6 protein-coding genes are annotated in these 6269 nt (G+C 64.9%); 4 read left to right on the forward strand and 2 right to left on the reverse strand.

Annotation, left to right across the window (positions count from 1 at the left end):
• A partial coding sequence (locus tag I5W_RS16705; RefSeq protein ID WP_044530066.1) for an ABC transporter transmembrane domain-containing protein occupies nucleotides 1-1723 on the forward strand: 1723 nt, incomplete at its 5' end.
• A 97-nt stretch (nucleotides 1724-1820) separates the two neighbouring features.
• Complete coding sequence (locus I5W_RS16710) at nucleotides 1821-2939, forward strand: NADH:flavin oxidoreductase/NADH oxidase (RefSeq protein WP_044530067.1); 1119 nt, start codon at nucleotides 1821-1823, stop codon at nucleotides 2937-2939.
• Nucleotides 2940-3014: 75 nt separating this feature from the next.
• On the opposite strand, the gene I5W_RS16715 is transcribed toward I5W_RS16710, so the two are convergent.
• Nucleotides 3015-3656 carry a DedA family protein gene (locus I5W_RS16715; protein WP_044530068.1) on the reverse strand — a complete coding sequence of 214 codons (642 nt, stop codon included), beginning with the start codon at nucleotides 3654-3656 and terminating at the stop codon, nucleotides 3015-3017.
• Between the two features lie 246 nt (nucleotides 3657-3902).
• Here I5W_RS16715 and I5W_RS16720 point away from each other — a divergent pair, with 246 nt between their 5' ends.
• Nucleotides 3903-4208 carry a hypothetical protein gene (locus I5W_RS16720; protein WP_044530069.1) on the forward strand — a complete coding sequence of 102 codons (306 nt, stop codon included), beginning with the start codon at nucleotides 3903-3905 and terminating at the stop codon, nucleotides 4206-4208.
• 27 nt (nucleotides 4209-4235) lie between these two features.
• On the opposite strand, the gene I5W_RS16725 is transcribed toward I5W_RS16720, so the two are convergent.
• A complete protein-coding gene (locus I5W_RS16725) occupies nucleotides 4236-4940 on the reverse strand; it encodes a GntR family transcriptional regulator (protein ID WP_017453973.1) in 705 nt (234 codons plus the stop codon).
• 398 nt (nucleotides 4941-5338) lie between these two features.
• Between I5W_RS16725 and I5W_RS16730 the strand changes: the two genes are divergently transcribed.
• Nucleotides 5339-6269, forward strand: a 931-nt coding sequence (locus I5W_RS16730; protein WP_083893563.1) for an ABC transporter substrate-binding protein, incomplete at its 3' end; no start/stop codon positions are given.

Here is a 6269-nt window from a genome sequence, read left to right on the forward strand (position 1 = left end):
TTTCCTCTCGCCCTACAAGCAGCAATTTCTGCTGGCCGGGCTGGCCCTGATCGTGGCCGCCGCGGCCACGCTGGCCGTGCCGTATGCCTTCAAGCAGATGATCGACCTGGGCTTTGGCGCGGCCGGCAGCAAGAGCGCCAGCCATATCAACCTCTACTTCCTGGCGCTGTTTGGCGTAGCCTGCGTGCTGGGGGTGGCCACGGCGCTGCGCTTCTACATGGTGTCCTGGCTGGGCGAGCGCGTCACGGCCGACCTGCGCAGCGCCGTCTATGCGCACGTGGTCACGCAAAGCCCGGAGTTCTTCGAAACCACCAAGACCGGCGAAGTGCTCTCGCGCCTGACCACCGACACCACCCTGATCCAGACCCTGGTCGGCACCAGCATCTCCATGGCCCTGCGCAATGCCCTGCTCTTTGCCGGGGGCATGACGATGCTCTTCATCACCAGCGCCAGGCTGACCTCCATCATCATCGTCATGCTGGCGGCAGTGGTGCTGCCCATCGTGTTCTATGGCCGCCGCGTGCGCAAGCTCTCGCGTGCCTCGCAGGACCGCGTCGCCGATGCCTCGGCCATGGCCGGTGAAATCCTCAATGCCATGCCCACCGTGCAAGCCTTCACCCACGAAGAGATCGAAGCGCGCCGCTTCGCCCAGTCGGTGGAACGCGCCTTCCAGACCGCCATGGAACGCATACGCGCGCGTTCGCTGCTGACGGTGGTGGCGATCCTGCTGGTGTTCGGCGCCATCGTCTTCGTGCTGTGGCTGGGCGCGCACGCGGTGATGGAAGGCAGCATGAGCGGTGGCGAGCTCGGCCAGTTCATCCTCTATGCGTCGCTGGTGGCTGGCTCCCTGGGCGCGCTCTCGGAAGTGATGGGCGACACCCAGCGCGCCGCCGGTGCCACCGAACGCCTGCTGGACCTGCTGGCCGCGCAATCCCCGGTACAGTCGGTGCTGCTGCCGGAAAAACTGCCGCCGCGCACCGCCAATGGCGCCGCCTTGCAGATCGATGCGCTGGACTTCCACTATCCTTCGCGCCCCGGCAGTGCCTCGCTGTCGGGCTTCTCGCTGGCGGTGCAGCCGGGCGAGACGGTGGCCGTGGTCGGCCCTTCGGGCGCCGGCAAGACCACCCTGTTCCAGTTGCTGCTGCGCTTCTACGATCCGCAGCAGGGCAGCATCCGGCTCGATGGCGTCGATATCCGCTACCTGACCTTGCAGGACTTGCGCGCAGCGATCGGCATCGTGCCGCAGGACACGGTGATCTTCTCGGCCAATGCCATGGAAAACATCCGCTTCGGCCGCCCCGGCGCCAGCGATGCGGAAGTCATCGCCGCGGCCCAGATGGCCGCCGCCCATGAATTCATCGAACGCCTGCCCAACGGCTATCAATGCTTCCTCGGCGAACGCGGGGTGCGCCTGTCCGGTGGCCAGCGCCAGCGCATCGCCATTGCCCGCGCACTGCTGAAGAATCCGCCGCTGCTGTTGCTGGACGAGGCCACCAGCGCCCTGGATGCCGAATCCGAACGGCTGGTGCAAAGCGCGCTGGAAGCGGCCATGGTCGGCCGCACCACGCTGGTCATCGCGCACCGCCTGGCCACGGTGCAGCGCGCTGACCGCATCATCGTGCTGGAGCATGGCCGCATCGTCGAGACCGGTACCCATGCCGAACTGGTGGCGCGCAATGGCCTCTATGCGGGTCTGGCCGCCTTGCAGTTCGAGACCCAGTAAGCGCTCACCCGGGTGAGCGCCGACACGCTGGCCGGAAATCCCCTAGACTGCGCATCTCGGCATCACGAGATGCCACTGACATGACAGGAGTTCTTGGATGAGCAGTCAATTGTTTTCGCCGCTGACGCTACGCGGCCTCACCTTGCCCAACCGCATCGCGGTCTCGCCGATGTGCCAATACTCGGCCACGGATGGATTGGCCAACGACTGGCACCTGGTGCACCTGGGCAGCCGCGCCGTGGGCGGCGCCGGACTGGTGCTCGCCGAAGCCACGGCAGTGCTGCCGGAAGGTCGCATCAGCAGCGCCGACCTGGGCATCTGGAAGGATGAGCACATTGCACCCCTGCGCCGCATCACCCGCTTCATCGAACAGCAAGGCGCGGTGCCCGGCGTCCAGTTGGCCCACGCCGGGCGCAAGGCCAGCGTGCTGCGGCCCTGGGTTGGCCCGGCGGCCAGCGTGCCGCCGGCTGACGGTGGCTGGGTGCCGCAGGCGCCCTCGGCGCTGGCCTTCGACACCACCTATACCCAACCCACCGCCTTGACGCCGCAGGACATCGCCGGCCTGGTGCAAGCCTTTGCCAAGGCCGCCCAGCGCGCCCTGGCAGCCGGCTTCAAGGTGATCGAACTGCATGGTGCGCATGGCTACCTGGGCCACCAGTTCCTCTCGCCCTTGAGCAATAAGCGCGATGACCAATATGGCGGCAGCTTCGAGAACCGCATCCGCTTCCTGCTGGAAACGGTGCGCGCCACCCGGGCCGTGTGGCCGGACGAACTGCCGCTGTTGGTGCGCCTGTCGGCCACTGACTGGGCCGAGGGCGGCTGGACACCGGAAGAAACGGTGGCCCTGTCGATCCGCCTGCGCGAACTGGGGGTGGACCTGGTGGATGTGTCCACCGGCGGCAACCTGCCGGCTGCCGCCATTCCCGTGGGGCCTGGCTACCAGACCGGCTTTGCCGCGCAGGTCAAGGCCCAGGCCGGCATTGCCACCGGCACGGTGGGCATGATTACCGATGCCATCCAGGCCGAGCATGTGCTGCGCACCGGCCAGGCCGACCTGGTGCTGCTGGCGCGCGAGTTGCTGCGCGACCCGTACTGGCCCATGCACGCGGCCCAGCAATTGCGCCATGAGATGGCCTGGCCGCCGCAGTATGTGCGGGCCGCATCGAGCAAGACGCCATTGCGACCGGAGGTGGACTACGGCGCCAGCCCAGCGTAACGCCGGCAGTCAACAACAAAATGCCGCTCGGCGTCATGCAGAGCGGCATTTCTTTTGCCCAGGGAAAACAAACGATCAGCCCGGACGACGCTTGTGGCGGATGTACTCGATGATGCCCGGCAGGATCGACACGATCACGATGGCCACGATCAGCAGACTCAGGTTCTGCTTGACCACCGGCAGGTTGCCGAAGAAGTAGCCGGCGTAGGAGAAGCTGGCCACCCAGGCGATGCCGCCGATGACGTTGTAGACGAAGAAGCGCGGATAGGTCATCGCGCCCACGCCTGCGACAAACGGTGCGAAGGTGCGCACGATGGGGGCGAAGCGGGCAATGATGATGGCCTTGCCGCCGTGCTTTTCGAAGAAGGCATGGGTCTTCTCCAGATATTGCTTCTTGAAGACGCGGGAATTGGGCTTGTCGAAGACCTTGATGCCCAGCATCTTGCCGATCTGGTAGTTGGTACTGTCGCCCAGGATGGCGGCCACGATCAGGGTCAACACCATCAGGTGGACGTCGTAGGCACCGGTAGCCGCCAGTGCGCCGGTGACGAACAGCAGCGAGTCCCCCGGCAGGATGGGCGTGACCACCAGGCCGGTTTCACAAAAGATGATCAGGAACAGGATCAGGAACAACCAGGGTCCGTAGGAAACGGCCAGCTCGGCCAGGTGGCGGTCGATGTGGACGATGAAATCGACCAGGAACAGAAGGATATCCATAAAACCTGAAAATGAGGGAAAGCGCTCATTGTACCAACTGCGCACCGGTCGCCAATGGCCATTCATGCCATCCCGCAAAGCCGGGCCGCCGTCAGCTTTGCAAGGAGCACGCTGACCCAATCTTGCGTTTCTTTACCGGCCCGCACCCACAAGTTGTCGCACGGCATTCCGATATTTGATGCAAGCGGTGGCGCTGCCCCGCGAGCGCTTTTTCCCCTGATGCCTTGCCTGCCCTTGGAGCCGATCATGAAACACACACTGTTGAGCCTGCTGGACAAGACCCTGGATGCCCTGCCGCTGACGGGAGCGGCCATCGGCATGACGCTGCTAGCCTGCATCTTCTCGGACGTCTTGCACGATCTCTTGTTGCGCGTCGATATGGATCTGCTGGCCGCCGCCGTGGCCCTGCTGCCGCTGTCTGGAGTCCTGCTGGCCTTCGGCTTGAGTATGCGGGAGCGGCCGCGCAAGCCGCCGCGCCGGCTGCAACAGCGGGAACTGGCTCGCCGCCAGGCGCTGCTGCGGGCCACCTACGATCTGGATGAACATCCCTGAAGCGCGTCCGCGGCCACGACGGCTGCCTTACTCGGGCAAGCCGTCGCCGGCCAGGATCATCTCGGCCGCGCTCAACAAGTCGCCTTCCAGTCCGGCGCGGGCCTTCTTTGGCGAACCTTCGCGCAGCCCCTCCAGCAAACGCGCGTGATGGACCAGCGCCGGCGCTTCGGCCAGGCGCCGGGAACCGGCGCGCAGGTCAAGATTGATCACCGGCCCGACCTGCAGCCACAACCCGGCGATCAGGTCCACCAGGGTCGGCATTCCAGAACCCTGGTAGGCAGCGAAATGCAATTGCTTGTTCAGGCGAATGACCAGATCCACATTGGGTTTCTTGCGCTTCATCTCGACCGACAGGTCTTCATGCAGACGCGCCACTTCCTCCAGTGCGGCCGCATCGATATGGCGGGCGGCATGTTCGGCGGCCAAGCCCTCCAGCGCCAATCTGATCTTCAGCAATTCGCGGAACTTGCCCTTGGTCATGAGAGGCACCCGCATGGCGCGGTTGGGCAGGATCTCCAATGCCCCTTCGGCGGCCAACTGGCGCACCGCTTCGCGCACCGGCATGGGACTGGTGCCCAGGGCATCGGACAAGCCCTTGAGGGTCAGCTTCTGGCCGGGGCGCACCTGGCCGGCCTGGATCAATTCGCATAGATCCTGATACACCCGCTCGGACAAGGTCGCATGTTGGATCTTGCGCACGGTGGAAAGGTCAGCGATGAGGGTTGGGTCCATGGCGAGGTGTGAAGAATTTTGCGGATTATATCGGAGCACAGCATGACGGTGCGCCCTATCGTCAGCAATGACAAGTTGACGCCCTCGATTCTATCGAATACATTTGATCACATGTCAAATAAATGACATCAGCAGACCTCAGTAGACATTAACGGATCGGCGCGACGCCGGGCATATCCGCCCGGTGCGTAGCAGTGACGGCCCCTCAGGAGACTAGCTTCATCAGCCCCCGCCCCGCCTTGCGCGGACCCGCGGGCGGCACCTGCCACGCCGCCTTTTCGCCTTCCCGGACCGTGCCGCACGCCTGCTGCCACAGGTGGCCCCGCCACCCTGCTCGACCATACAAAGCAGTTCCCGAGGAGACACCGGCCCCGCCGGATATTGAGGAGAATCGCACCATGCAGCAAGACCCGCGCACGTCCGGCAAGATCACCACCAGTCCCACCGATCCGACCGATCCAACCCATCCGCGCTCAGCGCGCCGTCGGCGCCTCCTCAGCGCCGCCGCCGGTGCTGCCGTGCTGGGTTTCCCGGCCATCGTCCGGGCCCAGTCCGACAAGATCATCATCGGCCACCTCACGCCACGTACCGGCTTTCTCGGCCCCATGGGCGAATACGCGGTGATGAGCATCAACCTGGCCGTGGAAGAACAGAACAAGGCCGGCGGCCTGCTGGGCCGCCAGTTGACCCTGCTCTCGGAAGATTCGGTCAATCCGCCCACCGCCTCCACCAAGGCGCAACGCCTGCTCGAGCGGGATGGCGCCGCGCTGCTGATCGGCGAGATTTCCTCGGCCTCGGCGCTGGGCATCGCCCAGGTGGCCCAGCGCAACAAGAAGCTGTTCATGAACACCGGCTGCAACTCCGACGAATTGCGCGGCAAGAGCTGCAACAGGTTCATGTTCCACATCGAGGCCGCCAACTCCACCTACGTGAAAGCCTGCGGCCAGCAGCTCCTGCACAATGGCCTGATCAAGGGCAAGAAGCTCTATGCCCTCACCGCCGACTATGCCTTCGGCCACGACCTCTTGCGTACCGCCAAGACCTTCGTGGTGGCCAATGGCGGCACCATCGCCAATGACGAGCTGGTGCCCACCGACGCCACCGACTTCAGCCCCTACCTGCTCAAGATCCGCCAGGCCAAACCCGACCTAGTCATCTCCAATCTGGCGGGCAACCAGATCACCAACTTCATCAAGCAATATGCCGAGTTCGGCCTGCCCTTCCCGATCGCCGGTTTCGGCTTTGACACCGTGGCCGCCTGGGGTGCCGGTGCCGACAACTTCGCCGGTACCTGGCCCACCACCTGGCACCACGATGGGACGCGCCTCG

The organism is Herbaspirillum sp. B65 (assembly GCF_000333555.1).
In the GTDB taxonomy this organism is placed as follows: Bacteria; Pseudomonadota; Gammaproteobacteria; order Burkholderiales; family Burkholderiaceae_D; genus Herbaspirillum; species Herbaspirillum rubrisubalbicans.